Origin of the sequence: Candidatus Spongiihabitans sp., assembly GCF_965247905.1 — a bacterium.
Lineage (GTDB): Bacteria > Pseudomonadota > Gammaproteobacteria > Arenicellales > Poriferihabitantaceae > Spongiihabitans.
Genome location: NZ_OZ252047.1, coordinates 1,869,423 through 1,894,694 on the forward strand (window position 1 = coordinate 1,869,423; position 25,272 = coordinate 1,894,694).

Sequence of the window (25,272 nt, forward strand, 5' to 3'; positions counted from 1 at the left end):
AGTTAAAATATGTCGTCCGGCGTAGCCGGACTCCTTTGAAAGAGTGTGAGTTTCGCTTCAATATGCGCCACGAAAATGGGTGTCAATATCTGCTAAAATCTATCCGAAATCGACCGCTTAAAGTATCTTGAACCTAAATAATAAAAGCATGCCTGATTTTGTAGTTGCCTATGTCAAGTATGTTGATTGGGTGTGTACCAAATTCGGCCGCCTGGCCATGTATGGCATTTTTGTGATGATTGGCACACTGCTGCTTTCATCGGTAACTCGAAATATTATTAATTTGCCATTGTCCTGGTGTGTCGAAATGGCGCAGTTTACGATGACTGCCTATTACCTTGTTGGCGGCGCATACTCTATGCAACTCAATGATCATGTCAGGATGGACCTTCTTTATGACCGATATTCAGAAAAAACCAAAGCGAGAATTGATAGCTTCACCGTAATATTTCTGCTGGTTTATTTGGTTTGCCTGTTAATCGGTTCTATATCAAGCACCCTGTATGCCATCGAATACGATCAAAGAAAATTCTCTCAGTGGAATCCTTCGATGATTCCAATCAAATTAATAATGGTATTCGGTATTGTCTTAATGTTGTTGCAAACCGTCTCCACGTTTTTTAAGGACCTCGCAAAAGCCAGAGGAATTACACTGCCATGAGTTATGAAACTATCGCCATTGTAATGTTCGCGTCCATGCTGGCGATGTTGTTAACCGGGCAACGGGTATTTGGGGCAATCGGATTTGTGTCCGCCGCCGCGGCACTGCTGCTGTATGGCAATGGGGCAGTGGAAATGCCGTTTAATGCCGCCTTCAAATTGTTTAACTGGTACCCATTGTTAACCTTGCCGTTGTTCGTTTACATGGGATACATCCTGTCCGAATCCGGCATCGCTGACGATCTATACCGAATGTTCCATGTCTGGTTTGGCGGGCTCAAAGGTGGTTTGGCCGTGGGCACCATTATGTTGATGGTCGTGATATCGGCGATGAATGGGCTTAGCGTTGCCGGCATGGCCATCGGCGCAACCATTGCGCTTCCTGAAATGTTGCGGCGTGGCTATGACAAAATAATGATTACCGGGGTGGTCCAGGCCGGCAGTTCTCTGGGGATTCTGGTGCCACCCAGCGTGGTGTTGGTGCTGTATGGCATGATTGCGCGGCAACCCGTGGGGAAATTGTGGTTGGCAGGGGCCATCCCTGGATTGATGATGGCTGCATTATTCATCATTTACATCGTGGTTCGATGCAAAATTCAGCCTCACCTCGGCCCGACAGTGCGCAAGCAAGAGCGCGACCTGCCGCTTGCGGAAAAATTAAAATTGCTGCGGGCCGGCATTATTCCATTTTTAATCTTCTTCTTCATGACCGGATTATTCCTGATGGGCATTACCAGTCTGGTGGAAAGTTCAGCAGTGGGCGCAACCGGTGCGACCATTGCGGCGTTCGTTAAGGGACGACTAAATAAAAAAGTGGTTGAAGAAACGGTCAGAAAAACACTGGGCATTTCCTGCATGTTCATGTGGATCATATTAGCCGCATTGAGTTTTGGCGCGGTTTTCGATGGCATTGGCGCGGTTCGCGCTATCGAATCCTTATTCATTACCAACTGGAATCTGACCCCTTGGGAAGTGCTAATAATGATGCAGTTGTCCTACCTCGTGATGGGCATGTTTCTCGACGATACCGCAATGCTGGTGATTGTGGCGCCGCTTTATGTGCCGTTGATTATAACGCTTGGATTTGACCCGATTTGGTATGGGGTTTTATACACAATCACCTGCCAGATAGCGTATATGACGCCGCCGTTTGGTTATAATTTATTTTTGATGCGCGCGATGGCGCCAAAGGAAATTACCTTATTTGACATCTATCGCTCGATTATTCCATTTGTACTGGTGATGACGGTTGCTTTAATATTGGTTATTGTATTTCCGCAAATCGCGCTTTGGCTACCCGAATACGTTTATAGCAGGTAGTGTAATTAGTCGTATAATTACCCATAACCAATGAGCAGCGAAAACAGAGTTAACGAAAAATTTCAATTCATTATTTCAACACTGGAGAATCAAGATGAAAAAAAGCAAGCCTAAAATAGCAACCAAGAAAAACAGCCGCCGAAACTTTATTAAGCAAGCAACCGCGGCTGCCACCGGGGCCGTTGCCGTAGCATCGGCGCCTTTTGTTTATTCGCAGTCCAACCCAATTAAATGGCGCCTGCAAACTTATTCAGGCGCAGCGCTCGGCGCACATGTCATTTTGCCGCAAATCGAAGCATTTAATATTGCCGCTCACGGTGAAATGGAAATTGAGCTGTACTATGCGGACCAACTGGTCGCAACCGATGAATTATTTCGAGCAATGCAAAACGGCACCCTTGATGCCGTGCAAAGCGATGATGCCACAATGGCCTCGCCCGTTGACATCAGTGTATTCGGTGGTTATTTCCCCTTCTCGACACGCTACAGCCTGGACATGCCGGTGTTATTCAAGTATTACGGCTTGAATGAAATTTGGGCCGAAGCCTATGGCGAGATTGAGGGCGTGGAATGGTTGAGTGCCGGGGCTTGGGACCCGCTGCATATTTTCACCAAAGAGCCGATAAACAGCCTTGCGGATATGAAGGGCAAGCGCGTGTTCGGTGTGCCCACGGCCGGGAAATTCCTTTCCCGATACGGACTGGTTCCGGTTACCCTGCCCTGGGATGACATCGAGGTGGCTATCCAGACCGGCGAGTTGGACGGCGTTGCCTGGTGCGGATTCACCGAAGCGTACGAGGTGGGTTGGGCCGATGTGTGCAACTATGCGCTGCTTAACAATGTCACCGGCGCTTGGTGCGGCTCCTATTTCGCCAATTCAAAAAGCTGGGCCGCAGTGCCACCACATTTGCAGGCGCTATTCAAACTTTCAATGGACAGTTCGCATTACTACCGCCAGGTCTGGTATTGGGGCGGGGAAGCGGACCTGCGGGTCAACGGCAAGAAAATGCAATTGACCACGATTCCAGCGGAAGAATGGAATCAGGTGATCAAGGACTCGGAGGAATACTGGGACGAGCTGGCTGCCATCAGCCCGAGAACGGCGAAAGTCGTGCAGGCTTATAAAGACTACTCAGCAGTGATGCAAAAAGCGGGAGTGCCTTATCGATATAGTTAGGGCCGATATAGCTAGGGGCGTTCTCAATTAAGCCAATGACAGTCGCCGCTCGGTTCAGCATGACCCTAACATGGGACTGGGCTGAGCATGGCGGCTTGTCAGTATCAAGCGCGCATATCGGGTTACGATTCGGTGCCGACGCTAATGTTGCTGGCGTTAATGTTTGAAACGCGCTTTCAACCCGATTTCGCGCCTGATATAGCTGCTTAGCGTATGCTCTTGTGACCTTGGTGGTGCGCAAGCGCATCAAAACCCCGCGCCCGATAATTTCCGCCAGTGACCCACTCTCCCAAACTGCTGCTCATTCTGAACTTGGCCGGCAGCATTGCCTTGCTGTTGTGGGGCAGTTATATGGTGCGCGCGGCCGTTGAGAAAGCCTACTCGGCAAAAATTGGCGCATTCATCGCCGGCGCGGCGGGCTCGCGGCTTAAATCATTTTTGTGCGGGCTTGTATCCGCATTGATTCTCCAAAGCACCACCGCGACTGTGATGCTGACTACCTCATTCATCACCAGCGGTCTGCTGTCGCTGGGCATTGCCATCGTCATCATCATCGGCGCCGACCTCGGCTCGGCTCTCGCGACACGAATACTTTTCCTTGATCTTTCATTCCTGTCGCCGTTGCTGCTGTTGTCTGGACTGTGCTTCCACCGCTTCGCGCGCACTTGGCGCGGCCAGCAGTTAGGGCGAATTTTCATCGGTGTTGGGCTGATGTTGCTGTCCATTCAACTGATCAAACAGGTGATCGCGCCGGTCGCCAACCAACCCATACCGGCGGAAATTTTGGCCTTGCTGGATTCCGCCGCTTGGTTAGGCTTGATTTTAGCCGCGCTGTTCACCTGGTTGGCGCATTCCAGCGTGGCCGTGATTCTGGTGATTGCCTCCATGGCGGAAGTCGGGCTTTTGCAGCCGCCCTTGTTTATCGCGACGTTGCTGGGCGCTAACATTGGTTCGGGATTGATCGCGCTATTGCTGGTTAATCGGCGTCATGTCGAAACCTATAGCGCGGCGCTCGCGAATTTTGTCATGCGCCTAACATTGGCATTGGCGGCGTTTATGCTGTCGTTCATGCTGATTCGATGGGTTGGCAAATTTGGCGGCAGTGGAGGCATTCAGGTAATCAATATGCATATTGCCTATAACCTGGCGCTGGCGTTGATGTTCATTCCTTTGAACAATGCGGTCGCCCGATTTTCGAAATGGCTGTCGGGCTTGGGGAAACAGGATGGCTTGGCGCCGGATTCCCATGCACCGGGCAGCAGCCTTGACCCTGAATTCGTGAACAAGCCGAAACTGGCGATATCCTGCGCCAGAAGAGAAGCGTTCAGGTTGGCGGATAACACCGAAGCACTGTTTGGCAAAGCATTGCAAATGTTCGATGCCGCCGATCGATTAATCATCGAGCAATTCATTGAAAAGGATAAGGAAATCAATGCCAGGAACAAGGCTATTCAACGTTATCTTTCGGAAACCCGTCGGCACATCCGCAAGCAAAATGACAGTAACGGCAATCATGAACGCCATGAACGCCACGAACAACGGCTGGATGAAATTTTGCGGTTTTCCACGACCATGGAAAACATCGGCGACGTGGTCTCGCATAATCTGGCGAGACTGGCGATAAAGCGGATTGATCGCGGCCTGGTGTTTTCGCCGGAGGGCGAGGAAGAACTAAGCCGGATTCATGCCCGGACATTGAATCTAATCCAACTCGAAATCACCTATTTCGCAACCGGCAATTTCGCATCTGTCGGCGAAGGAAGCAGAAAATCCAAAAGGCGGCTGATTGAATCAATCAACCAACTGGGTCAGGCAAGCATTGCCCAGCACCGCTTGCGTTTGAGCGCTCGAAAGTCAAGCAGCATTGGCACCAGTTCCATTCATCAGGATGCGGTACGGGATATGCTCCAGGTGGTCGGGTATATATCGCATATCGAACTGAGCTGATAACGTCAGGATGGCATTATTCAGTGCTGCCTGGACAATCGTGCGGATTCGTTAAAAAAACATTCTGCTAATCGAAAATCGATATGGAATTGAGCATCGCCTTAATTGTTCTGATCGCGGCGTTGTTTCATGCCACTTGGAATGCGATGGTGAAATCAGGCCAGGATCACCTGCTCTCCATCACCGGCTTCAATGTCGCCGCCGGGCTGATTGCCTTACCGTTGTTGCTGTTTGTCGGGTTGCCTGCGGTCGCCAGTTGGCCCTATTTGTTTGCATCCGTGGCGCTACATTCCATGTACTATGTTGCGCTCAGCGCGGCCTACAAATACGGCGACTTTTCCCATGCTTATCCGGTGGCGCGCGGCACGGCGCCGGTTCTGGTCACATTATGGAGCGTGTTAGCGCTCAATGAAGCGCTCAGCGGCATTGAAGTTGCGTCGTTAATCGGCGTGCTCAGCGGCATTTTGATCTTCGCCGCAAAAGGATTCCGACGGGTCATGCAGGATCGCCAGGCACTGGTGTCCGCGCTTATAACCTCAATGTTTATCGGCAGTTACACGATCGTCGATGGCATTGGCGGCAGATTGTCTGGAAATGTTCCTGCTTATATGGTTTGGCTGGCGCTGCAGTGCGGCATCCCGATTCTGATTTATGCGATTTTCAAAAGAGGCCTGGCCGAAGTTATTTCAATCAGGCATCAATGGAAAATCTTTTTGCTCGGCGCATCATTGGCATTGACCTCGTACTCGCTGGTGGTTTGGTCAATGACCCAGGCGCCGCTGCCGCTGGTTTCCGCGCTGCGCGAAACCTCCATCATCATCGCCGCGTTGATCGGCGCGTATTACTTCAAGGAACCGTCGGGCAAACGCAGAATCATCGCCTCCATCGTGATTGTTTGCAGCATCGCCTTGCTCGCAGTGGACGGGTTTTAGCGCGACCCGTGATTGACAACTCAGCCGACCTGGGTCACGCTAGCGCGTTGCCTGCAACACGACCGCGCCGGGGCATCCGTCTCGTCGTTCAAGTTGTCGTTTGAGCGGTGGCATTAAATATGACGCGCCCCTCGCGCCTACCCCACAAATTGGCCTATCTGCAAGGTAAAGGCAACATACAAATGACGGGTTATTGAGGGTATTGCCGCCGTCGCCGCGTGCGCCCGGCCATCATTCCCGGCACCCCCGCCGTCATTCCAACTCCGTCGTCATTCCAACGAAAGTTGGAATCCAGTGAACCATGCGTCCCCTGCCCCGTTCCCGCCCCTGTTTTCACAGGGGCGACGTTCTTGCGCGGGATGACATGAAACTAACTCGGTGATTGCCGCCTTAGTGTCATGCGCCCTGCAATTCATCCGTTAAATCAATAGGGGTCTTAACGGATGAGGTCTTATTTTTTTACAGCGGTTGCGGGGGTATGGAGTAAGTTGCCGTGACTTGGGCAACCGCATCATCCAACCCTTCGGAATAAACCAAGACCTCACAGACTACCAGTCGTTTCCCGGTTTTCAGCAATTTGCACTCGGCGATGACATCTTTATCCGCCGCTGGCTTACGCAAAAAATTAATAGTCAAGTTAGTGGTAACGGCGAGGGCGACTTCCCCGAATTGGCTGAGGATGGCAACATAGGCGGCGCAGTCCGCAAGAGCCATTAATGTCGGGCCGGATACCGTTCCGCCGGGCCTTAAATGCTCGAATCCTATGGCTTGTCGCAATGTGGATTGGCCGATGCCGATCGCCTCCACGGTGCATGTGTTTTGCGGAAACTCCCTGGCAAGAAACGCACGAGCTTGGTCAAGATTCATAATGATGATTATTGTGTTTGAATTTATGGGTATCAATAGAAAACCGATTTGCGAATCAGCGCATTGACCGGACCTGGGCGAGCAGACATAAACAGCTGGACATAACTCTAATCATACCGCTAAATTCGTGAGTTGCTGTGAACTCCCGGATTATACTTGACGTTTACGTAAACGTCATGTAATTTATCTAATCTTTTGCTAATAACCTCTTTAGGCTTATGAACCTGCCCGCCTTAAATTTTCACGCCTTAAATTTTCATTTGGGCCAAGAAATCGACCTGTTAGTTGATGCGGTTTCTACATTTGCCCAACAAGAAATCGCGCCCCTGGCCGCTGAAATTGACAAAACAAACGAGTTTCCCATGCCCTTGTGGCGCAAACTTGGCGATTTAGGGCTGCTGGGAATTACCGTATCCGAGCAATACGGCGGCAGCAACATGGGTTATCTGGCTCATATTGTCGCCATGCAGGAGATCAGTCGCGCGTCCGCATCGGTGGGTTTAAGTTATGGCGCTCATTCAAATTTGTGCATCAATCAAATTCAGCGCAACGGCAACCACGCGCAAAAGAGACAATACTTGCCCAAACTGGTTAGCGGCGAGCAGGTCGGGGCGCTTGCCATGTCCGAATCTTCGGCCGGGTCCGATGTGCTCAGCATGCGCCTGAAAGCGGAAATCAGCGGCGATCATTTTCTATTGAACGGCACCAAAATGTGGATCACAAACGGGCCAGACGCCGATGTCGTGGTAGTGTATGCAAAGACCGAACCGGGCGCCGGAGCCAAAGGAATCACCGCCTTCATCGTCGAGCGTGAATTTGGCATAAAAGCCGCGCCGAAACTGGACAAACTCGGCATGCGCGGCTCCAACACCGGCGAGTTGATTTTCGACAATGTGGCGGTGCCGAAGGAGAATATTTTGGGGCGGGAAAACGCCGGGCTTGGCGTGTTGATGAGCGGTCTCGACTACGAGCGCGCGGTGCTAGCCGGTGGCCCCTTGGGCATCATGCGCGCCTGCCTGGATGTGGTGTTGCCGTATGTTCGCCAACGTCGGCAATTCGGCCAAGCCATCGGCGAGTTTCAACTGATGCAAGGGAAACTCGCGGATATGTATAGCACCATGAACGCCTGTCGCGCCTATGTTTATGCGGTGGGGCGCGCTTGTGATCACGGCGAAACAACGCGCCAGGATGCGGCCGGCGCAATTCTGTATAGCGCGGAAAAAGCCACCTGGATGGCGCTCGAGGCGATACAGGCGTTGGGCGGCAACGGTTATATTAACGACTTCCCGGCCGGTCGCTTGTTGCGCGATGCCAAGTTATACGAAATCGGCGCCGGCACTTCGGAGATTCGCCGGATGTTAATCGGGCGCGAAATTTTTAACGAAACCTCATAGGCTTTTATACGGGAACTCTCAAATGTCGAACAACCAACCCAAAGACCCGGTGGTCATCGTCGCCGCCAGCCGCACCCCCATCGGCGGTTTTCTCGGCGCGTTGCAAAGCCAGACTGCAACCCGACTCGGCGCGGTGGCCATCGCCGATGCACTCAAACGTTGCGATGTTTCCGGTGAAGACGTGGACGAAGTAATAATGGGTTGCGTGTTACCGGCCGGTCTCGGCAACGCGCCGGCGCGACAGGCAGCCATGGGCGCCGGCGTGCCGGTATCCGTCGGCGCCACCACCATCAACAAGATGTGCGGCTCCGGATTGAAAGCCGCAATGCTGGCGCATGATGCCATCCGCGCCGGCACCGCCACGGTGATGGTGGCCGGCGGCATGGAGAGCATGAGCAACGCGCCGTATCTCATCACCGGCGCGCGCGGCGGATTGCGTCTCGGTCATGCGCGGCTCAGCGATCACATGTTTCTCGATGGGCTGGAAGACATCCACTACGATGGCCGACTGATGGGCGACTTCGCCGAGGACTGCGCCGGCAAATATAAATTCAGCCGCAAACAACAAGATGATTTCGCGATCGAATCGCTGGCGCGCGCCAACCGTGCGATTGCCGAAGGGTTGTTCGATGAAGAAATTACATCGGTAACCTTTAAAGACCGGCGCGGCATTGAACACAAAGTTACCGAGGACGAACAACCGGGACTCGCCAACCCGGAAAAAATCCCGCACTTAAAACCTGCGTTTCGCAAGGACGGCAGCGTGACCCCGGCAAACTCCAGTTCCATCTCTGACGGCGGCGCGGCGTTGGTGTTGATGTCGCTGTCCGAAGCCGAAAAACGCGGTTGCGCACCGCTGGCGCGCATCGTTGGCCACGCATCCCACGCCCAGGACCCGGCATGGTTCACCACCGCGCCGATCGGTGCCATCGGCAGTTTGCTGAAACGCATCGACTGGCGCGCTGACGAGGTGGATTTGTTTGAGATTAACGAAGCGTTTGCCGTGGTGACCATGGCGGCGATGAAGGAATTCAACTTGCCGCACGATCAGGTCAACATCCACGGCGGCGCCTGCGCATTGGGTCATCCGGTCGGTGCGTCCGGCGCACGACTGATGGCGACTTTGCTGTCGGCGTTAAAACGCTACGGCGGCAAACGCGGGCTGGCATCGTTGTGTATCGGCGGTGGCGAGGCGGTGGCGATGGCGGTTGAGGTGATGTGATGGTTGCCGTTTTCTAACTCGCTGGGGAAAACTATTATGCTGACCGACATCGGCGAATACATCATTGGTGCACACCTTGAAGTTGTAGAGAAATGTAACTTTGTTAGTTACAACGTGCGGCCACCAGGCGGGGGAATGCAAGGGTTGGCCGAGCTGGATGTCATCGGTTTGAATTTTCATACAAAAACCGCATTTCTGGTGGAAGTTACGACACACATCCGTGGGCTTTTATACGGGAATAACGAAAATACTATTAATAGAATAAGAGAAAAGTTTGAGCGACAAAAACAGTATGCCGAGGAACATCTGAAACATTTCCGCAACCACCATTATATGTTTTGGTCTCCATATGTGCCTGTCGGGTATTTGACCGAGCATTTGTCTGAAATTGATGACCTTGAACTGATAATCAACGGCGAATACAAGAAGCGTGTCGATGAATTAAAAAAAATTGCTACAGAATGCGCTCACGCTACAAACAATCCATTTTTTCGGATGTTGCAAATCATGGAACACATGAATGAACGATAACTATGCTGTCATCCAATCCACCGTCAATCCAAACTTGAGAGGCGAACACCATGAGTGAAGAAGAATTTAATATTAACGACGATATCAAAATACTAGAAATCAACTCACCGAAAAACATGGTCGGTGGGCCTTATGCCGTCGTTTATAAAAACATCGAAGAACGTTGGGCGATAGTGGCTATGGGTTGGGGTTGTGATCCTGTGCTCGGCATACGCTGGTTTTGGGATAAAAAGGGACATCCTATTTCAACGGGGCATCCTGTATGGTTTGTTGTTCCGTCGCATTTAAATCACAGTATTTTGGCCGGGTTACCCCTGAAACATAAATTCAGAAATCAAATTGACAAATTTCTTGTTGGCGATATAAAGGGTAGCGGTCTGAAGAAATAACGATCGTCAATATCCACTATTTTCTTTTTTCTACCCATGATTAAGTTTTACTTATTTTCCTTGCTTATTTCTAGGCGGCTGTTTGAGTTTAATCATTCTAGCTTCAGATTTTCTTGCGGCATCAATGCTTGGCGCTTGTTGAATTTTAACTCTCTTACCACCCGGAATCGGGTCTTTGTTTCCAGAAAGATGTTCTGTAAGTCGTTCCGGCACCCGCCCTCGTTTTGCCGACCCGATGTAGAGAGTTTTTCCGTCTTTACCGACTATTTGATAAACTACTGGTTTGTTTTTTGCCAAATTTTCGATACCAGACTTGTCGAATGAACCACTTTTTTTGCCAGACATGATTTGTATCTCCTAACAAAAACAGATTATTTGAAAGTTGGTTAGTAAGTATATCATAAAAGACACAAAGTTGCTCACCATGACTATTATTCCAAACAACCTGAATCCAAAAGACGAATCTTTCATCGCCAATCGCCAATGGATGGACGAACTATGCGATGAACTGCGTGAACGCGTAGCCAAAATCGCCCTCGGTGGCGGTGAGCGAGCGTGCAAAAAACATCTCGACCGCGGCAAATTGCTGCCGCGTGAACGCATCCGTCGGTTGATTGATCCGGCGACGCCGTTTCTGGAGTTTTCGCAACTGGCGGCGTATCAAGTGTATGACGATGAAGTGCCGGCCGCCGGCTTGATTACCGGCATCGGGCCGGTTGCCGGGCAGGAGTGCGTGATTATCGCCAACGATGCCACGGTCAAGGGCGGAACCTATTATCCGCTCACGGTGAAAAAACATTTGCGTGCGCAAGAAATCGCCGCGCAAAATCATCTGCCGTGTATTTATCTGGTGGATTCCGGCGGCGCGTTCTTGCCGCTGCAGGACGAAGTGTTCCCGGACCGCGATCACTTTGGGCGCATTTTTTACAACCAAGCGAATTTGTCCGCCGCCGGCATCGCGCAAGTCGCCGTGGTGATGGGCTCGTGCACTGCCGGCGGGGCATATATTCCGGCGATGTCGGACGAGAGCATCATCGTCAAGCAGCAAGGCACGATTTTTCTCGCCGGCCCGCCGTTGGTGGCCGCCGCCACCGGCGAGGTCGTCAGCGCCGAGCAACTGGGCGGCGCCGATTTACATTCGCGCACTTCCGGCGTTACCGACCACTGCGCCCAAAACGATGCCCACGCATTAACCATTGCGCGGCGCATTGTCGCCAACCTCAACCGCCGCAAAAAAGTCGAATTGAAAGTGCAACAACCGGTGCAGCCGATGTATCCCGCCGAAGAATTGCGCGGCATCGTGCCGAAGGATTCGCGCAAACCGTTTGACATTCTCCAGATCATCGCTCGTCTGATTGACCGAAGCGAATTCGATCCATTCAAACAACTATACGGTGCGACATTGGTTTGCGGATTCGCGCACCTGCACGGCTATCCGGTCGGCATCATCGCCAACAACGGCATTTTGTTTTCCGAGTCCGCGCAAAAAGGCGCGCACTTCATCGAACTATGCGCGCAGCGCGGTTTGCCGTTGGTGTTTTTACAAAACATCACCGGCTTCATGGTCGGGCAAAAAGCCGAAGCGGGCGGCATTGCCAAAGACGGCGCCAAGATGGTGATGGCGGTGGCGTGCGCAAAAGTTCCCAAGTTCACCGTGGTGGTGGGCGGCAGTTTTGGCGCCGGCAATTACGCGATGTGCGGACGCGCCTACGGCGGACGGTTTTTGTGGATGTGGCCGAACGCGCGCGTCTCGGTAATGGGTGGCGAGCAAGCCGCCGGCGTGCTGACCCGCATCAAATCCGATTCCATGGCGAAGGGAGAATCCTGGGCGGAAAATGAACAGCAGAAATTCGGTCAAAAAATCCGCGAGCAATACGAGCATCAGGGAAATCCGTATTACGCCAGCGCGAGATTGTGGGACGACGGTGTAATTGACCCGGCGGACACGCGCAAGGTGTTGACGTTGGGCATATCATCTGCGCTCAACGCGCCCATCCCGCCGACTCGGTTCGGCGTGTTTCGGATGTAGTTGTAGATTAATGTTCGACAAAATCCTTATTGCCAACCGCGGCGAAATTGCCTGCCGCATCGCTCGCACGGCAAAACTCATGGGCATCAAAACCGTGGCGGTGTATTCGCAGGCGGACTGCGATGCCCGGCATGTTCGACAATGCGACGAGGCTTTTTTCATCGGCGCATCGTCGGCGGCGGAAAGTTATTTATGCGCGTCTCGAATCATTGACGCATGCAAAAAAACCGGTGCCGAAGCGGTGCACCCCGGCTACGGGTTTCTTTCTGAAAACGCCGACTTCGCCGAAACTTGCGCGCGCAATGACCTGACTTTCATCGGACCCGCTGCCGATGCCATCCGTGCCATGGGCGAAAAAAGTCGTGCCAAAGAGTTAATGATCGACGCCGGAGTGCCGGTGGTGGCGGGTTATCAGGGCGCGGGGCAGGGTGCAAAAACGTTGCAATCTGCGGCCGATGAGGTCGGTTATCCGCTGCTCATCAAGGCGGTGGCTGGCGGCGGCGGCAAGGGTATGCGCGTGGTGGAACTCGCCGATGAGTTTGCCGAGTCGCTGGCGGCGGTCAAGCGCGAATCCGCCGCTGCATTCGCCGATGATCGGGTGCTTCTCGAAAAATATTTGTCGACGGCACGACATATTGAAGTGCAGATTTTCACCGACCAGCACGGACACGCCGTTCATTTGTTCGAACGCGATTGTTCCATTCAACGTCGCCACCAAAAAATTATTGAAGAAGCACCGGCGCCGGGCATCAGTGCGCAACTTCGCAAAAAGATGGGCGCGGCTGCTATTGATGCGGCAAAGGCAATCGACTATATCGGTGCCGGCACGGTGGAGTTTTTATTGGATGCGCGAGACGATTCGCGATTTTATTTCATGGAAATGAACACCCGCTTGCAAGTGGAACATCCGGTCACGGAGATGATTACCGGGCAAGACTTGGTGGAATGGCAATTGCGAGTGGCCGCCGGCGAGCCGCTGCCGTGCACTCAATCGGAGTTGCGTATCAACGGTCACGCTATGGAATCTCGAATTTATGCGGAAAATCCCGACAACAATTTTCTACCCGCCACCGGCACGCTGGCGGTCTATCGACACGCGCCGGAACACGCCTGCTTGCGGATTGATTCCGGCGTGAACCAGGGAGATGAAATTTCCCCGCACTATGATCCGATGATTGCCAAACTGATTGTGTGGGGCGAAGACCGCGAGTCGGCGCGCAAACGATTACGCAATGCGCTGGCCGGATTTGATATCGCCGGCGTTACCACCAATCTCGGTTTTCTTCACGCGGTGACCGGGCTGGGGGATTTCATTACGCCGATGCTGGACACTACATTCATCGAACGAAATCGTGAAACTTTATTCGCTGACCACCAATCGCCTGAAATTTTTTTGGCGATTGCTTGTTTGTTTGAAAACACATCTATTACAACCAACGAGAACAAAATCCCGCACGACCACAGCGATCCGTTCTCGCCGTGGTCACCGGCGACACCATGGCAACTCAACTTGCCGGTTGAGGCGACCTGCGTTTTCACCACCGCGTCTGGCGAACTGGAATACACCATCCGATTCGAACAAGGGCAGGCGTTTGCGCGCATGGATGGTGAATCCCTGCCCGTTGCGCTGACAACCCTGGCGGGTGGAAATTTCCAGTTCCACTACGGCGATCGGATGCAAGTCGTTTCCGTTGACAAGGTTTCGGACACCATTTATATCAACATCGGCGGACGCCGCCGCACGTTGACGGTGGCGGACAACACGGGCAAACGAATGGGCGACACCGCCGCCGAGGTGAATCATGCCGCCGCACTGCGTGCGCCGATGCCGGGTGGCGTGGTTTCGGTTGTGGTCGGGGAAAACCAGCGGGTGAAGCGCGGCGCGCCGTTGCTGACACTGGAAGCGATGAAAATGGAACACACCATCATCGCGCCCCACGACGGCCGGGTAACGCAACTGTTTTTCCGGCAGGGGGAACAGGTGCGCGAAGGCGATCAACTGCTCCGACTGGAAGCGCTGGAACAGGACTGATGCTGCCGCAACGAGTCACCATCGTCGAGGTCGGTCCCAGAGACGGATTACAAAATGAATCGACCACGCTATCAAAAGATGTTCGGGTTGAATTGATACGGCGGCTCATGGATTGCGGACTCACCCACATTGAAGCCGGCAGTTTTGTGCATCCGCAACGCGTGCCGCAAATGGCCGGCACCGACGCCGTGCTTGCCGAATTGCCGCTGGACGGCGATATACACTTTCCTGTATTAGTGCCCAACCAGGCCGGATTGGAAAAAGCGCTGGCCGCCGGCGCAAAGGAGATCGCAATCTTCGCCGCCGCGTCGGAAACTTTCAGTCAAAAGAATATCAACTGCTCCATCGCCGAAAGCATGCGGCGCTTTATGCCGGTCGCCGAGCAAGCGCATCGGCACGGCGTAAAAGTGCGCGGCTACATCTCTTGCGTCATGGGTTGCCCCTATGAAGGCATCATTGAAGTTAATGCGGTGGTCGCGGTCGCGCGCCGGCTCATTGATCTGGGCTGTTATGAAATATCACTGGGCGACACCATCGGCGCGGGCTCGCCTCTGATGACCCAGCGTATGATCGAATCACTGGCAAACGACCTCGAAATCAATCGGCTGGCGGTGCATTTTCACGACACCTATGGCCAGGCGCTGACGAATATCTACGCGGCGCTGCAACTGGGGGTCAGCGTTATCGATAGTTCCGTGGCCGGTCTCGGCGGCTGTCCTTATGCGCATGGCGTTAGCGGCAAGGGCGCCAGCGGCAATGTCGCCAGCGAGGATGTGGTGCATCTGCTCAATGGCTTAGGCATCGCCCACGGCGTGAATCTGGATAAACTGGTCGATACCGGTCGTTATATTTGCGCGCAACTGGACCGGCCGGTTATGTCCCGGGTAAATCTAGCGATGTCGTAAGACGCGACTCAAGTGCTATACTTTTCCAGCGGTCAGGCCGAAACCACACACGGCGCTATTCAACGCCGGGATACGGGAATATTTTGCCGGCGTTGTCAGTGTCGATGAGGCGGACACGAAATCCACCTGTTAGTTGATGCGGTTTCTGCCTTCGCCCAATAAGAAATCGCTTGGCTGACGTTTGATGAAACCATGATCCCGTTGCAATTGGCCAGCATGGCCCTGGCAACGAGAAAACCAGCCGTGCGCGTTTGTATTGCGCTGATCTTGTTCGCGTCTAGTTGCTATCGTTGGTCTTGTACTTAACCGAGCTAGGCGTTGACTTTGCCTTGGTAATGAGTGACCGAGGAACTAACCACAGATGATGCAAAGGAGGGACGCTTCCATACCGATGTGGAAACGAAGTCAGCGCGTTTTCTGAAAATCCCCTGGCGAGTGTTACTCTTGGGATCTTTGCCCGGCCCGGGCAATCGCTGCCGCAATCGGGAGCAAACTCGAAGATTGTCCGGTATATGTATAATGGTTGTTTATTTCACGAAGCTCCGTGATCGGCATCTCGGCCAATGCCCTGAATATCCTTGAAATCACCTGTGTTCTGGACTTGATATTTCCGGTCTTCTTGCCTAGGCTTTCCAGCAACATCCGCGCCTCAGAGACATGTGGCAGAAACTCCCGGCACTCAAACTTTTCCGCCATCTCAATGAGAATTTCTCGTTTGGAGTTATCCGCCAAATTGATCGTGTTAACCGTGGTGAGCGCATTAGGTTTTTTCTTGGGGGATGATTTTTTTGAAATTGGCGATACGGAATTTGAACTTTCCCTGTTGTTTTTGTTCCGTCCCTTGCCAACCGCCGTATGCTCGGTTCGCGGTTTGAATCGTATCAGATCTGCATGCACACGCTCATAGCCGTATCGCTGAACCAGCGCGGACAAGTTTGTGTCGAGTTGCTTGTTGTTCATAGAGGTGATTATAGACCAATTGAACCGAAAAAATCCTTGGCAAATTTAGGGAATTCTACAACGGCTTTTGTCCCCGGGCAATGCGTGTTTGCCAGCGAACGACCCTGCCTGAGCGATTTCGGATACCCTCTTGAATACGAGAGCTCGGTGTTATAAACGGACCACTCGTTTTTTCCTGCATCACTCATAATTTGTTCGCGGGATTCCAGTTTTTCATTATTATCCACATACTCCGCTTGATTGTTTATGACTACACCACAAACATCTATACGATGTGTTTTATTTGCACTCTTGAATTTATTCAATGACACTCTCAGTAGCGGGAATCCAATTGTCGCAAGGAATTCTGGCTTGACAGGAACCAATACATAGCGACTCGCATGGTAAGCCGTTCTGGTTAAAAGGGATTCGGTGGGAGCGCAATCGATGAAAATGACATCGTAATCGCCACCGTTTTTGGATATGAACTCTGCCAAGATGAATTCGTTGCTACCAATCGATTTGATGAGAAATTTTGAAAAATCAAAGCGTGATGGGATTAAATCAAATAGAATATCTTTGTGAAAGAACGGCCGGACTTTTTTTAGCACATCGTTCTTGTGAATCTCGCGCGGGGTACCGTGCTCGCTGTCGGGAGGGTGGAAGCCCTTGAACAAATCGACAATTGACGGATCGTTGTTATCCAAAAACTTTTTGTAATCCACCCCACCCATAAGAGACTGGCTCAGATTCGCCTGCGGATCCAAATCCACGGCTAAAACATTCATCTTCCGCTTGTACGCTTCGTGGCAAAGATGTGCGGCGATGGTGGTTTTCCCAACCCCACCTTTCATGTTGATTACCGATACGCAAATCGGATTTTGTTCACTCATCGTCATCTCCACGCTGATTGTTAGGGTAGTTGTTCTTGTTGCTATTCTACGTAATGCTTATCTGCCACCATGTAAATATTGAAACGGACTACTCCGTTAAAAATCCTGCCTTTAATAATTGTTTCCGTCGAGGAAACCAACCATCGTCATCATCCGGGCGTACCTTCACCGTCTGAATGGCAAAACTTGGGTCAATGCCTCTTTCCAACAGATATTTAAAATCATTATATATTTCCTCTTGTGCATATTCATACACCCACGATGTAAAATCATAAACATTTTTCCACTCATGATAGCTTTTATTTTCCGAATCTTCATATGTCCGGGTTCACCACATATGAGACAAAATCAGGCAGCCAAGGCAGGTTGCCGATAATACGCCATCGGCGTCATTAAATGCAAACTATGGTATGTGTTATCTCTGATTAGAATACAGACCGATTAAAATAAGCGAGCAATTAGGGGTCAGAGTAGAAATTATTTGTTAAGCAAATAGATTCATTGCATGATGACCTGAGAAATGCAACAAATGGCTGTATAGCGTTTGGGAGTGAAAGATTTTAGAAGTCAGAAAAACCTGGCCCAAAGCCCCAATAATTTCTACTCTGACCCCAATCTCCCAATAATTTCTACTCTGACCCCAATCTCCAAGGGGTTCGGCGTTAGCCGCTATCATTTCGGCGGCCAAGCCGTGATAAATATTGTCACGCGAAGCGTGACTCCTTTTGATGTCCGGCGAAGCCGGGCTATTCTTGCTCGTCATTCCCGCTTTCGGCGTACTTTACTGTCGCCATCGGAATCGTCTATCTGGAATCCGTGGGCATTTAGAGCGCGACTTCAAGGGCTAGTAGCGCTCACTCAAGCGGTCGATACAGTAGCGGCGCGCCCATTTCGACGACTTTGGCGTTGGACATTTCAAAGTATTGTTGCCAAAATAATTTCAACTCAGTCAGTCGGTCGGAATCCAAATATTCTTTCGCGCCGTAGCCAAGTCCGATGATATGCACGGTGACATTTCCGCCGAAATCACCGATTAGTTTTTTGCGTTGGACTTTGGTGAGTTCGGCTTGTGGGTTTATTTTTCGGATGCGCCCTGCAACATAAAAACTGGTGACGGATGAGTTCTCCAGCATGTCCGACACCAGCAAAATTACTTTGCGCTCCGCTTTATATTTGCGAATATGCTCGGCTAACCGATGCATGTTGAACAAGATTTCCGACTTCGGAATGCTCGTACTATACTGCTTGAAAACGTGGCGAATTGCCGCGGTGGTTTGTTTTTTTGCTGCATACACTTGCTGTTTGTGTAACTTGTTAAACTTGCCACGTTCGCTGCGTTTCATGCCGTCGATAAAATCATCCGACGGCTCTGGATCAAGCCGCCCGCCGGTGACTATCTCCGCCTCGCGCCCCGGCACATATGCCGAAAACCGAATCACCTGTACCGCCCGCCCAGACACCATCCAATTCGCCGTCATCTCCTGAACCGCACGATGCGCTTTTGCGTGTTGGTTTAGTTTCGTGGTCTCGTCCATCAACACAAACAACGCCGCCACAGGCTGCTCCGGCAACGCATCCGCCTTGCCAATCACTTCATATGAAGTTTTGGGGAAAGGTATATTGTCGGCGATAGACGGCGGGGATGCCGCGAGTAAAAGGCAGGCAATCAGTGTTGCCGTTAATGTGTGGCGGTCACAACTCATGTTTTTTCTTTTTGTTCTATTACATATGGCCCACGCTTGCTGAGAGCCCCGGGGATGTCTTGTCCGCGCTTTGCGCGTTCAGCTTCTTTTGTTAAGCGCCCGAAGTAGGCACGATGAAAATTATTTGCCTTGTCATACAATTTTTTATTGTCATCCGCTTTATTTTTTTCAAACTCTTTTTCGGAGCTTTTCCATTTTTCAAATTTGTGTATATTTTTATAGGCATGCTCGCTCTTGTCGCAAATGAAACTATGCTTATAGCCAATACCGCAACCGAAGCCATTTACCAGAATAAAAATCATACTGGGCACTGACAAAGCGGCAATCAATCCTTGCTGTTCGCGGGCGCCGGCGTGGGCTGCGGATTCTTGTTGGTTGTCTTTCTGAATAGCCCCAATCTCGGGCGGCACATCATCGTCAAACAAACTTTCTTGAGGATACGTTAGTTGATCCTCCAATATAGTCATATTCAAATTGTAACGTTGCATAAACGCCAATACGACGATGATCGATACTGCAACAATGGATGCAATCAGAAAAGAATAACTTGAGGGCTTGTCTGTATCCCCAATCGCATCGTTAATTTCTTCGTCGGTAGTACCAAATGTTTTATTTAGTTTTTTTCGTTTTTGATTGCTGTATAACTGCGCTCCGGCATGGTGCACCAACCAACCCAACGCGCTCGCGCAAATAACGCCGACAAAAATGCCGACCCAGATCTCGGTGGTGCGCGTGAAATCCGCGACAAAAGAAGACGCGATGAGGGTAATTGCAGCCGCCTCCACCAGTAAAAACAAAATCAACACCACGAATAACCACAGTGGAGTCGGGCTGCGTGGTTCCTCCGAAACTTTTTTCAACCACGCTTTCCCGTTGTCGTAGTCATCCTTGCTTACTTTCTCGCCTTTACGACGCATCGTCTCGTATATTCCAACCGCCACAACAAACGCAAGAATCAGCGCCATTAAAAACAACAACGGAACATTGGAGAATCGGTCAACATAAATACTGAGACACTCAAATAAACCGCTGTCCGGTGGACAATCCACGCCGCGATTTTCGGTATATCGCCCTGGGGTGCCAATCGCATGCCAAAAACCGTAGCCGATTGCAATCAAGATGAGGAGGTACCAGAAATAACCGTTCATGCGTTTGATTCTGCCGAAATGGTTTTCGAACTGTAGGTATTTGCCCCGCGCTTCGCCTTCATATCCGGTCGGGGAACCGTCACTAATTTTTTGCACCACTTTGGCGGCATTGCCCATGCTGTTGATATCAGCCATGACTTTGCTTCCTATAAAAAGAAACCCAATATGCATAAAATGCCATTGAAGCCAGTCGCTAATCATTTGAAAAACCTCCACTCGGGGTTAACATCTTTGGGTAGTTGAATGATGAGCGCGGTTATTTTGGTATAAATCGCGCCATGCATATGATAATACACCTGAGTCGGCAATTTGTGCGACTTGCCGAAATCCGCTTTTTCAAAGCGACGCACCAAGATGTCAGCACCAAGAATGCCAGTTTGTTTTACCGTGGCATCGTTCGCTTTCCAGCGATACAAGGCGAGTGATTCGTTATTGTCTGCCGGATATGCCACCGCACTACCGTTAAGTTGGTGGTGCTTTTCCCACTTACCGTTTATTTTGGGAATTATCAAGGAAAGTTGACAAACCCAGGGGTTACTTGATTTCCAACATCGTTGGCTTGCCTTTAAGAATCACAAGTTTAAATCGACGTTTGAGATCTGATTTTTTTGCACGACGCACCTTGCCACGAGGCTTCGGCATTGCTAACAAAGCGCGAGCGGACTTATCTATCTGTTTCAAAGTCATCTGCAAACTCGAATATTAATACAACAATAGTCATTGTCTTTCACCCCATGTATCCTTGAACGCCGCGCCAGCGGCTTCGCTGCCTATCGGCGCTGAGTAATCATGATTTGAATTGAATGGTGGATCTAAATAAATTAAATCTACCGAATTACTGTTCATTCCACGCATAATCGGCAAATTATCACCTGTCCAAATTGTCTGGTTAGCCCAATTCATTGTGTTAGTTCCTCGTAGGTTATAGTTTTGCCGACCATCCTTCCGAAAAGAGCGTCAATTCGGTCACCAGTATCAATAGAGCAATTACCCTCATTGAGTCGAAAGGTAAATTCATTCACATATCGGTGCGTGTGTTTGTCGCTCCAATTATGATAAACGCCGTTATATCCGCGCTTCAATACCGCCCAAACGCTTTCAATGCTGTTTGTATGTGCCATTCCATTAACAAACTCTTTGGCACTATGTTTGACCGCCATATGATTGTAAGCGGTGTTCAATCGGTCGTAACTGCGATGCTCGTCGGTGTAGATAGTCGCCCCGGCTTCCACTGATGAATCAATTTCCCGGCGCATTGTAACCATACCGGTATCTCCGATCGGTTTCGCTTTTACTTTACCACCACGCTCACGCATACCCAACACTGCTTGCTTGCCGCGACCACCGGTGGCGTGTCGAGGCTTGCTGTCATGACGGTTTTTTTGTTTGCCACCGATGTAGGTTTCATCAATTTCAACCACTCCAGCCAGCATTTCGTTTTTGCCGGCACAGGCCTCACGAAGTCGATGAAGCAGATACCAGGCACTTTGCTGGCTGATTTCTAACTCTTTTGATAATTGAAGGCTTGATATTCCTTTTCGCGCTGTTACAAGCAAGTAGGCGGCGATAATCCATTTGCGTTTCGGTATCTTTCCGTATTCCAGCGGCGTGTCATGCCACGCAGTGAAGTAATGACGGCCAGATTTACACCACCATCTGCCCAATTGTTTTTGTGGAGTAAATCGCTCAACCGAGCCGCATTTCGGGCAGGTTGGCGTGTCGCCCCAGCGCAACCGTTCTAAATAGGTTACTACGCTTTGCTCGTCGGGGAAATAATTTAACAGTCCGACAAGACCGATGGTTTTTGCTTTTCTGGTCATGAGTAGTCCTCTTTTTTTGGTATGATAATCCTAATCTATCTTTGGCGTTTTGTCAACTCTTTAATCAAATTCTGTTAGGAGTAAATTATCTGTCCTAATAATTAACACGTGAACTGTCCGGATTTATTCTATCCTATTTGGGGGTGGCAAATGAACCGGACAGCCTTTGTTGAGGAATTAAAACAGATGAGATTTGAAGAGGCCTATGAAGGATATCAATGCAAACGATTAAGCCAAGAGGAGGCAGCCATTTTGTTAGGAGTCTGCAGTCGTAGTTTTCGCAGGTATATCAACCGTTATGAAGAGTCAGGGCTGGAAGGCTTGTGTGACAAAAGACTGCACACCCTATCAGTACGGTGCGCTCCGGTTGATGAGGTGATGGCATTAACTGATTTATATTCCAGTCGATATAATGGCTGGAATGTCAGGCATTTTCATCGTTGGTATCAACGAAAACATCAGGGGTCACGTAGCTATAGCTGGGTTAAAAACCAACTTCAATCAGCTAATTTGGTGGCCAAAGGTCAATCACCTGGACCTCATCGCATTAAACGGCTCCCCAGTGCATTGCCCGGCATGATGATCCATCAAGATGGCAGCACCCATTTATGGGTGCCCGGGGTGTATTGGGATTTAATTGTGACTATGGATGATGCCACTAACGAGCATTATTCCATGCGCTTTGTTGAACAGGAAGGCACGGTCAGTTCGTTGCTGGGTGTCAAAGATGTACTCAAGGCTAAAGGTATTTTCTGTACTTTCTATTCCGACCGGGGCAGCCATTACTGGCATACACCAGAGGTGGGCGGCAAGGTGGATAAAAACAATCCGACTCAATTTGGCATTGCCCTTAAACGCTTAGGCATTGATATGATTGCCGCCTATTCGCCTGAGGCTCGCGGGCGATCTGAACGTGCCTTTGCTACTCACCAAGGGCGCTTGCCTCAAGAATTGGCGCTCAACGGCATCACCGATATAAAAGCCGCTAATGCATACCTTAACCATCATTACATGCCGGCCTTCAATGAGGAGTTTGCACGTCCTGCAAGAGAACAAGGCAATGCGTTTGTCCGGCTTGCCGGTGTTAATCTGGATGATTACCTTTGTCAGCGTTATGAGCGCAGGGTGAGGAAAGACAATTGCGTGCAATTTAACAACCTCAATTTACAACTGCCGAAAGACAAACATCGCTATCATTACATCAAAGCCAAAGTAAAGGTTGTGATCCATTTAGATGGCTTGATTTCAATTTTTCATGGTCCCAGACGACTGGGACGATATTCAAAAGATGGCTGTTTATTGAATGAGGAACAAATACAGGCTGACGTTGCGTAAATCCGCTTCACAATGTCAGGAGTATAAACCAATTAAAAGCGGACAGATGTCGTGTCAATTATTAGGACAGTTCTATTTACTCCTAACACTCTTTAATCAAATTCCTTTCGATTTTGTCAACTTTCCTTGATAGTTCCCTTTATTTTCTGATGCACCGCAGGCGCAATTTGGGGAGTCGCCACTGTACGCTCCCGCAATAACGACACCGGATACACTGAAAATACTTGTTGGTTGAAGTGGGCATACAACACCGCATTTTTATAACCGGACATGTAATCGGAAAAATTGTAAAGTTCTTTGTTGCTGTTGTCCGAACGCTTTATCGCACCGGAAACCAGCAGGTCATCACCGACAAAATCTGGGACTCTGTGCAAAGTTGACGCGCGCGCTTCGGATATAAAAAACGCGCTTGAGGAATCGTCGACTTTCGCATACTGCAACAACTTGGAAACCGCGTTTTGCGCAAGCGGCTCGCCACCGAAATCAATCACGCTATCGGTTATGTTCGGCGCTTTGACCGGCTCTGCCGATGGTTGCGGTGGCGGCGTGGCCGCCACGCCACCGAAATCAACCACGCTATCGGTTGTGTTCGGCACTTTAACCGGCTCTGCCGATGGTTGGGGTTGTGGTGGCGGCGTAGCCGCCACGCTTTCTTGATGGTGCGATTGCGACTCTTGAATGAAGATGCGTTTTACCCGCGCCAGTGCCGCAGGATTGTTGGCATCAACAATTTCTACGCGGCGGTTTTTTGCTCGTCCAGTGGCAGTGGCATTGTCGGCGATGGGCTCGGATGTTCCCGCGCCTTGGTAATATATTTTGTCTTGCGAATACCCTTGCTCAATAAAAATTTGCGCCACCGCCTGCGCACGCTGCTCGGATAAATTTTGGTTGGTGGCGGTCTCCGCATTGTCAGCATGTCCGACGGTCAACACATCGCGCATGCCACTCTTTAAGTATGCATCGGCAATGCTGCGCAATGCCATTTCCGCTACTGGCGATGGCGTCGCCGAACCGGCAGCGAACACATCACTCACCGCCGTCCGATACGCCGCTTGCTCGCGAGCAACTTCAACCTGTTGCGCTTTTGGCGTTTGCTCAATTTTTTTCTCGAATTCCTTTTCCTTTTCTGTTTCCAAAATTACATGGGTCTCGGTGTCTGTCTTGATACCGGTTTTCTTGCTGATCTCCTCAATTTCTTTGTCACGCTCGGCATATGACTCGCGAATGCGATACGCCACTTCACCAGCAACCGCACCCAACGCCGCAGCAATCACAATATCCTCTGCACAATCTTCACTGTCGGTTGCCAGACAATGCACCGCGCCCAGGATGCCGCCAATAACTGTGCTCGCGCTGAGTGCTGTCGCCCGGTCGTCACTGGTTACGCTGGCACAGCCGGCGAGCGATCCGTTGAGTAAGACGATGACAATCCCGACGCGAAACAAACGAGATTTGCCAACTAAGTTACGATGATAAGTGCTCCGCGCCATGGTCGTATTGATGTGATTTATTTTTGCTTATGGGTTGTTATGTTATTCCCGTCCAAGCACTTGGCGAAGCAATTCAGTCGATCAACGCTCCGGTCATGGGCGGCAGGTTACGGGCATTATACGGTTTCGTAACTGATTTTATTTGATTTTTCCTATTATTTTTGCCGTGGGGAAATACCAAAGTTCGTTGTTGTAGTCCCCATAAACAAGAAAATCTTGGAGGGGGTAACCAATGATAGCGGCTACGCTGGGCTTAATAACTGGATTGCCCGGAACAAGCCGGCAATCGTATATGTTCACTATTTCGCTAACAGTTTTTTCCTCATTTCCAGTGGTGTTTTAGTACCGCCCTCTCGGCCGTCATTCTCGCCGAAGGCGGGGATTCAGTTAAATATCTGTCACGCGCAGCGTGACTCCTTTTGGCGTCCGGCAAAGCCAGACACAAACCGGCGGCTTCGCCGCTCTGGATTGCCCGGCCAACAATAATATGGGCCAGGCAATGACAAATGAAAGGTAATGGTGAACCGAGAGGACAAAAG

26 protein-coding genes are annotated in these 25,272 nt (G+C 50.7%); 13 read left to right on the forward strand and 13 right to left on the reverse strand.

Annotated elements, in window-relative coordinates; all coding sequences use genetic code 11:
• The first annotated feature begins 148 nt into the window (after positions 1 to 148).
• The 5 genes from ACP158_RS09610 to ACP158_RS09630 all read left to right on the forward strand — a co-directional run bounded on the left by ACP158_RS09610 (position 149) and on the right by ACP158_RS09630 (position 6,036).
• On the forward strand, positions 149 to 661 hold the full coding sequence (locus tag ACP158_RS09610) for a TRAP transporter small permease subunit (protein WP_424945925.1): 513 nt from the start codon (positions 149 to 151) through the stop codon (positions 659 to 661).
• Entirely contained in the window at positions 658 to 1,980 is a 1,323-nt protein-coding gene (locus ACP158_RS09615; protein ID WP_424945926.1) for a TRAP transporter large permease, read from the forward strand. The genes ACP158_RS09610 and ACP158_RS09615 overlap by 4 nt, the downstream gene beginning before the upstream one ends.
• A 94-nt stretch (positions 1,981 to 2,074) precedes the next feature.
• Positions 2,075 to 3,157, forward strand: a complete 1,083-nt coding sequence (locus tag ACP158_RS09620) for a TRAP transporter substrate-binding protein (protein ID WP_424945927.1) — start codon at positions 2,075 to 2,077, stop codon at positions 3,155 to 3,157.
• Between the two features lie 276 nt (positions 3,158 to 3,433).
• A complete protein-coding gene (locus ACP158_RS09625; RefSeq protein ID WP_424945928.1) occupies positions 3,434 to 5,104 on the forward strand; it encodes a Na/Pi cotransporter family protein in 1,671 nt (556 codons plus the stop codon).
• A gap of 83 nt (positions 5,105 to 5,187) precedes the next feature.
• Complete coding sequence (locus ACP158_RS09630) at positions 5,188 to 6,036, forward strand: EamA family transporter (RefSeq protein ID WP_424945929.1); 849 nt, start codon at positions 5,188 to 5,190, stop codon at positions 6,034 to 6,036.
• A gap of 459 nt (positions 6,037 to 6,495) precedes the next feature.
• Here ACP158_RS09630 and ACP158_RS09635 read toward each other — a convergent pair whose 3' ends face one another.
• The gene (locus tag ACP158_RS09635; RefSeq protein WP_424945930.1) at positions 6,496 to 6,903 is read right to left on the reverse strand and encodes a PaaI family thioesterase; all 408 of its coding nucleotides are present in this window, start codon (positions 6,901 to 6,903) and stop codon (positions 6,496 to 6,498) included.
• 218 nt (positions 6,904 to 7,121) lie between these two features.
• On the opposite strand from ACP158_RS09635, the gene ACP158_RS09640 reads away from it, so the two are divergent.
• From ACP158_RS09640 to ACP158_RS09655, 4 genes are read left to right on the forward strand one after another with little or no spacing between them, the layout of a single operon-like run.
• Positions 7,122 to 8,297 (forward strand): isovaleryl-CoA dehydrogenase, encoded by a 1,176-nt coding sequence (locus tag ACP158_RS09640; protein WP_424945931.1) that lies wholly within the window; start codon positions 7,122 to 7,124, stop codon positions 8,295 to 8,297.
• Between the two features lie 22 nt (positions 8,298 to 8,319).
• Positions 8,320 to 9,519: an acetyl-CoA C-acyltransferase gene (locus ACP158_RS09645; protein WP_424945932.1), complete on the forward strand. Its 1,200-nt coding sequence runs from the start codon at positions 8,320 to 8,322 to the stop codon at positions 9,517 to 9,519.
• A gap of 36 nt (positions 9,520 to 9,555) precedes the next feature.
• Positions 9,556 to 10,050, forward strand: a complete 495-nt coding sequence (locus ACP158_RS09650) for a hypothetical protein (protein WP_424945933.1) — start codon at positions 9,556 to 9,558, stop codon at positions 10,048 to 10,050.
• A 50-nt stretch (positions 10,051 to 10,100) separates the two neighbouring features.
• The gene (locus tag ACP158_RS09655) at positions 10,101 to 10,439 is read left to right on the forward strand and encodes a hypothetical protein (protein ID WP_424945934.1); all 339 of its coding nucleotides are present in this window, start codon (positions 10,101 to 10,103) and stop codon (positions 10,437 to 10,439) included.
• Positions 10,440 to 10,490: 51 nt separating this feature from the next.
• On the opposite strand, the gene ACP158_RS09660 is transcribed toward ACP158_RS09655, so the two are convergent.
• Positions 10,491 to 10,784, reverse strand: coding sequence for a GIY-YIG nuclease family protein (locus ACP158_RS09660; RefSeq protein ID WP_424945935.1), 294 nt, complete (start codon positions 10,782 to 10,784; stop codon positions 10,491 to 10,493).
• A gap of 79 nt (positions 10,785 to 10,863) precedes the next feature.
• On the opposite strand from ACP158_RS09660, the gene ACP158_RS09665 reads away from it, so the two are divergent.
• Genes ACP158_RS09665 through ACP158_RS09675 form a run of 3 tightly spaced genes read left to right on the forward strand, consistent with a single transcriptional unit; the run spans position 10,864 to position 15,405 of the window.
• Entirely contained in the window at positions 10,864 to 12,468 is a 1,605-nt protein-coding gene (locus ACP158_RS09665; protein ID WP_424945936.1) for a carboxyl transferase domain-containing protein, read from the forward strand.
• Between the two features lie 10 nt (positions 12,469 to 12,478).
• Positions 12,479 to 14,500: an acetyl/propionyl/methylcrotonyl-CoA carboxylase subunit alpha gene (locus ACP158_RS09670; RefSeq protein WP_424945937.1), complete on the forward strand. Its 2,022-nt coding sequence runs from the start codon at positions 12,479 to 12,481 to the stop codon at positions 14,498 to 14,500.
• The gene (locus tag ACP158_RS09675; RefSeq protein WP_424945938.1) at positions 14,500 to 15,405 is read left to right on the forward strand and encodes a hydroxymethylglutaryl-CoA lyase; all 906 of its coding nucleotides are present in this window, start codon (positions 14,500 to 14,502) and stop codon (positions 15,403 to 15,405) included. Before ACP158_RS09670 ends, ACP158_RS09675 begins: the two co-directional genes overlap by 1 nt.
• A gap of 438 nt (positions 15,406 to 15,843) precedes the next feature.
• Here the strand turns inward: ACP158_RS09675 and ACP158_RS09680 are convergent, their stop codons facing one another.
• The 9 genes from ACP158_RS09680 to ACP158_RS09720 form a co-directional block, all read right to left on the reverse strand.
• Positions 15,844 to 16,365, reverse strand: coding sequence for a hypothetical protein (locus ACP158_RS09680; protein ID WP_424945939.1), 522 nt, complete (start codon positions 16,363 to 16,365; stop codon positions 15,844 to 15,846).
• An 8-nt stretch (positions 16,366 to 16,373) separates the two neighbouring features.
• Positions 16,374 to 17,237 carry a ParA family protein gene (locus tag ACP158_RS09685; RefSeq protein WP_424945940.1) on the reverse strand — a complete coding sequence of 288 codons (864 nt, stop codon included), beginning with the start codon at positions 17,235 to 17,237 and terminating at the stop codon, positions 16,374 to 16,376.
• Positions 17,238 to 17,721: 484 nt separating this feature from the next.
• On the reverse strand, positions 17,722 to 18,000 hold the full coding sequence (locus ACP158_RS09690) for a hypothetical protein (RefSeq protein ID WP_424945941.1): 279 nt from the start codon (positions 17,998 to 18,000) through the stop codon (positions 17,722 to 17,724).
• Between the two features lie 91 nt (positions 18,001 to 18,091).
• Positions 18,092 to 18,940, reverse strand: a complete 849-nt coding sequence (locus ACP158_RS09695) for a hypothetical protein (protein ID WP_424945942.1) — start codon at positions 18,938 to 18,940, stop codon at positions 18,092 to 18,094.
• Positions 18,937 to 20,223 (reverse strand): hypothetical protein, encoded by a 1,287-nt coding sequence (locus ACP158_RS09700; RefSeq protein ID WP_424945943.1) that lies wholly within the window; start codon positions 20,221 to 20,223, stop codon positions 18,937 to 18,939. Before ACP158_RS09700 ends, ACP158_RS09695 begins: the two co-directional genes overlap by 4 nt.
• A gap of 62 nt (positions 20,224 to 20,285) precedes the next feature.
• The gene (locus ACP158_RS09705; RefSeq protein WP_424945944.1) at positions 20,286 to 20,540 is read right to left on the reverse strand and encodes a hypothetical protein; all 255 of its coding nucleotides are present in this window, start codon (positions 20,538 to 20,540) and stop codon (positions 20,286 to 20,288) included.
• An 82-nt stretch (positions 20,541 to 20,622) separates the two neighbouring features.
• Positions 20,623 to 20,769: a hypothetical protein gene (locus ACP158_RS09710; protein WP_424945612.1), complete on the reverse strand. Its 147-nt coding sequence runs from the start codon at positions 20,767 to 20,769 to the stop codon at positions 20,623 to 20,625.
• Between the two features lie 36 nt (positions 20,770 to 20,805).
• Positions 20,806 to 20,991 carry a hypothetical protein gene (locus ACP158_RS09715; protein WP_424945611.1) on the reverse strand — a complete coding sequence of 62 codons (186 nt, stop codon included), beginning with the start codon at positions 20,989 to 20,991 and terminating at the stop codon, positions 20,806 to 20,808.
• The gene (locus tag ACP158_RS09720; RefSeq protein WP_424945610.1) at positions 20,988 to 21,908 is read right to left on the reverse strand and encodes an IS1595 family transposase; all 921 of its coding nucleotides are present in this window, start codon (positions 21,906 to 21,908) and stop codon (positions 20,988 to 20,990) included. Before ACP158_RS09720 ends, ACP158_RS09715 begins: the two co-directional genes overlap by 4 nt.
• 150 nt (positions 21,909 to 22,058) lie before the next feature.
• Here ACP158_RS09720 and ACP158_RS09725 point away from each other — a divergent pair, with 150 nt between their 5' ends.
• The gene (locus ACP158_RS09725; RefSeq protein ID WP_424945609.1) at positions 22,059 to 23,243 is read left to right on the forward strand and encodes an ISNCY family transposase; all 1,185 of its coding nucleotides are present in this window, start codon (positions 22,059 to 22,061) and stop codon (positions 23,241 to 23,243) included.
• A 116-nt stretch (positions 23,244 to 23,359) separates the two neighbouring features.
• Here the strand turns inward: ACP158_RS09725 and ACP158_RS09730 are convergent, their stop codons facing one another.
• Positions 23,360 to 24,733 (reverse strand): OmpA family protein, encoded by a 1,374-nt coding sequence (locus ACP158_RS09730; RefSeq protein WP_424945945.1) that lies wholly within the window; start codon positions 24,731 to 24,733, stop codon positions 23,360 to 23,362.
• Positions 24,734 to 25,055: 322 nt separating this feature from the next.
• Positions 25,056 to 25,178 (reverse strand): hypothetical protein, encoded by a 123-nt coding sequence (locus tag ACP158_RS09735; protein WP_424945946.1) that lies wholly within the window; start codon positions 25,176 to 25,178, stop codon positions 25,056 to 25,058.
• Between the last annotated feature and the right edge of the window lie 94 nt (positions 25,179 to 25,272).

What these genes read in the sequence shown, in the direction of transcription:
- ACP158_RS09610 (WP_424945925.1), top strand. Translation starts at nt 149, where the DNA reads ATGCCTGATTTTGTAGTTGCCTATGTCAAGTATGTTGATTGGGTGTGT.
- ACP158_RS09615 (WP_424945926.1), top strand. Translation starts at nt 658, where the DNA reads ATGAGTTATGAAACTATCGCCATTGTAATGTTCGCGTCCATGCTGGCG.
- ACP158_RS09620 (WP_424945927.1), top strand. Translation starts at nt 2,075, where the DNA reads ATGAAAAAAAGCAAGCCTAAAATAGCAACCAAGAAAAACAGCCGCCGA.
- ACP158_RS09630 (WP_424945929.1), top strand. Translation starts at nt 5,188, where the DNA reads ATGGAATTGAGCATCGCCTTAATTGTTCTGATCGCGGCGTTGTTTCAT.
- ACP158_RS09635 (WP_424945930.1), bottom strand. Translation starts at nt 6,903, where the DNA reads ATGAATCTTGACCAAGCTCGTGCGTTTCTTGCCAGGGAGTTTCCGCAA.
- ACP158_RS09640 (WP_424945931.1), top strand. Translation starts at nt 7,122, where the DNA reads ATGAACCTGCCCGCCTTAAATTTTCACGCCTTAAATTTTCATTTGGGC.
- ACP158_RS09645 (WP_424945932.1), top strand. Translation starts at nt 8,320, where the DNA reads ATGTCGAACAACCAACCCAAAGACCCGGTGGTCATCGTCGCCGCCAGC.
- ACP158_RS09650 (WP_424945933.1), top strand. Translation starts at nt 9,556, where the DNA reads ATGCTGACCGACATCGGCGAATACATCATTGGTGCACACCTTGAAGTT.
- ACP158_RS09655 (WP_424945934.1), top strand. Translation starts at nt 10,101, where the DNA reads ATGAGTGAAGAAGAATTTAATATTAACGACGATATCAAAATACTAGAA.
- ACP158_RS09660 (WP_424945935.1), bottom strand. Translation starts at nt 10,784, where the DNA reads ATGTCTGGCAAAAAAAGTGGTTCATTCGACAAGTCTGGTATCGAAAAT.
- ACP158_RS09665 (WP_424945936.1), top strand. Translation starts at nt 10,864, where the DNA reads ATGACTATTATTCCAAACAACCTGAATCCAAAAGACGAATCTTTCATC.
- ACP158_RS09670 (WP_424945937.1), top strand. Translation starts at nt 12,479, where the DNA reads ATGTTCGACAAAATCCTTATTGCCAACCGCGGCGAAATTGCCTGCCGC.
- ACP158_RS09675 (WP_424945938.1), top strand. Translation starts at nt 14,500, where the DNA reads ATGCTGCCGCAACGAGTCACCATCGTCGAGGTCGGTCCCAGAGACGGA.
- ACP158_RS09680 (WP_424945939.1), bottom strand. Translation starts at nt 16,365, where the DNA reads ATGAACAACAAGCAACTCGACACAAACTTGTCCGCGCTGGTTCAGCGA.
- ACP158_RS09685 (WP_424945940.1), bottom strand. Translation starts at nt 17,237, where the DNA reads ATGAGTGAACAAAATCCGATTTGCGTATCGGTAATCAACATGAAAGGT.
- ACP158_RS09690 (WP_424945941.1), bottom strand. Translation starts at nt 18,000, where the DNA reads ATGACGAGCAAGAATAGCCCGGCTTCGCCGGACATCAAAAGGAGTCAC.
- ACP158_RS09695 (WP_424945942.1), bottom strand. Translation starts at nt 18,940, where the DNA reads ATGAGTTGTGACCGCCACACATTAACGGCAACACTGATTGCCTGCCTT.
- ACP158_RS09700 (WP_424945943.1), bottom strand. Translation starts at nt 20,223, where the DNA reads ATGGCTGATATCAACAGCATGGGCAATGCCGCCAAAGTGGTGCAAAAA.
- ACP158_RS09715 (WP_424945611.1), bottom strand. Translation starts at nt 20,991, where the DNA reads ATGAATTGGGCTAACCAGACAATTTGGACAGGTGATAATTTGCCGATT.
- ACP158_RS09720 (WP_424945610.1), bottom strand. Translation starts at nt 21,908, where the DNA reads ATGACCAGAAAAGCAAAAACCATCGGTCTTGTCGGACTGTTAAATTAT.
- ACP158_RS09725 (WP_424945609.1), top strand. Translation starts at nt 22,059, where the DNA reads ATGAACCGGACAGCCTTTGTTGAGGAATTAAAACAGATGAGATTTGAA.
- ACP158_RS09730 (WP_424945945.1), bottom strand. Translation starts at nt 24,733, where the DNA reads ATGGCGCGGAGCACTTATCATCGTAACTTAGTTGGCAAATCTCGTTTG.